The 2,207-nt window shown below is 63.7% G+C and carries 1 protein-coding gene; it reads left to right on the top strand.

All coding sequences use genetic code 11. The features are described 5' to 3' along the window. Window positions 1–2,207 (top strand): UvrD-helicase domain-containing protein (locus tag WB402_RS07275; protein ID WP_424206411.1); only part of this gene is annotated, 2,207 nt, incomplete at both ends.

Here is a 2,207-nt window from a genome sequence, read left to right as displayed (position 1 = left end):
TGGGAGTGGCGAACAACCGCCGTCGCGGGAGAATCTCGAGGCCGCGCTCGCGCATGTCATCGAGGATGCGCTCGCCGCTCTGCGCTTGGCGATGCCAACGGTCGAGGTGCCGGAACTGCTCGCGCTCGCACGCTTCGCCGCGGAGAACCTGCGGGTCGCCGGCACGCCATCGGAGATTCTGGCCTGCCTCGACATGACGGAACTTCCGGGAACGATAACGGATGATCTTGCCAAGTGGCGCGGGCTCGGGTCGCTGCTTCTCACATCGAAAGGCGAATGGCGCAAGACGGTCAATGCGAAAACCGGTTTTCCGGCCCCGAGCACGGCGCCGAACGCGACGGAAAAAGCGCGCTGCAAGGAAGCTAAAGAGCGGTTCGAGATCCTGGTCAGCAAGCTTGGCGACTGTACCGGATTGGTGGAACGCCTGGCCGCGTTGCCCGATTTACCGCCACCCCGGTACGACGATAGCCAGTGGGAAGTGGTGGAGGCACTTTACCAACTGCTGCCGCTGGCGGTCGCGGAACTTTGGGTGGTGTTCCAGAATCGCGGAGAGGTGGATTTCACACAAGTGTCCTGGAGCGCGTTGCGCTCCCTGGGAACCCGCGACGAACCGACGGATCTCGCCCTCACGCTTGATTACCGGATCCAGCATGTGTTGGTCGACGAGTTCCAGGATACTTCGCTCAGCCAATACGAGCTTCTGGATCTGCTCACTGCGGGCTGGACACCCGGAGACGGGCGCAGTCTGTTCGTCGTGGGTGATCCGATGCAGTCCATTTACCGCTTCCGCCAGGCGGAGGTTGGTCTGTTCCTGCGTGTCTGGCACCAGGGCATCGGGAATGTCCGGCTTGAGCCGCTCAACCTCAAGGTGAACTTCCGTTCCCAGGAAGGGATCGTGGAATGGGTGAACCGGGCGTTCGCGCGGGCATTTCCGGCGCAGGAAGACGTGGCTGCGGGAGCGGTCACCTATTCGCCCGCGGAGGCCTATGATCCGGCTCGCGCGGAACCGGCGGTGGTGCTGCATCCAATGCTGGGGCGAGATGACGAGAAGGAGGCAGAGCAAGCGGTGGCCCTGGTAAAGCAGGCGATGGCGGACCCATCGCAGAAAACCATCGCCATTCTCGTGCGCGCGCGTGCGCATCTCTTCAAGATTGCGCCGCGGTTGCGGCGCGCGGGCTTGCGTTTTCGCGCGGTCGAGATCGAGGCGTTGGGGCACCGCAGCATCGTGCAGGATCTGTTGGCGCTGACGCGCGCGCTGGTCCACCCGGGCGACCGGCTTTCGTGGCTCGCGGTGCTGCGTGCCCCCTGGTGCGGCCTCACGCTTGTCGACCTGGAGACGCTGGCAGGTGATGATCAGAAGGCGGTGCTATGGGAGTTGATGCAGGACACTGGGCGTCTCGCACGCCTGGGCGCGGACGGACAGGCACGGCTCGAGCGCGTTCGGGTCGTGATGGCGGATTGCTTCGCTCGCCGCCGGCGCAAGCCCCTGCGTCGGCTCGTCGAAGGGGCATGGATCGCGCTAGGCGGGCCGGCCTGTGCGGCTGATGCGACGGATCTTGCGGATGCACTGGCCTATCTCGATCTGCTCGAGGAGCTTGAGGTGGCCGGCGATCTCGTAGAGCTCGACGTGCTGGCGGAGCGGGTAGAGAAGCTGTTTGCCCTGCCCGATGTCGAGGCAACGGAGCAGCTTCAGCTCATGACCATCCACAAGGCCAAGGGGCTTCAGTTCCACACGGTGATTGTCCCAGGACTTGGACGAATACCGCGACACAGCGAATCTCCGTTGCTCGCCTGGGCTGAGCGACCGAACCTGCGTACACGTGCGATCGATCTCTTGCTCGCGCCGATCCGGGAGAGCGGAAAGGACGCCGAACCGATTTTCAGTTTTCTCAGGCAATTCGATGACACCAAGAGCCGTTACGAGGATGGGCGCGTATTGTATGTCGCCGCGACGCGCGCGATCGACCGGCTGCATCTCCTGGGCCACGTGGCCGTGAGCGAGAAGAACGGAGCGCGGGAAGTGACGCCGCCGCCCCGGAGTTCGCTCCTGTACCATCTCTGGGAGGAAGTGCGGCCAGAGTTTGACAAGGCCCTGAACGAAATGTCGGCGGATGAACGGGGAAATGCCGTTGCCGATGTTTTAGCGGATCCACCGCGGGCATTGCTCAGGAGGTTACCGATAAGTTGGCAATTGCCCGCCATTCCGG

Origin of the sequence: Sulfuricaulis sp. (assembly GCF_049587675.1) — a bacterium.
Lineage (GTDB): Bacteria > Pseudomonadota > Gammaproteobacteria > Acidiferrobacterales > Sulfurifustaceae > Sulfuricaulis.
This window is presented reverse-complemented; position numbering and strand designations above follow the sequence as displayed.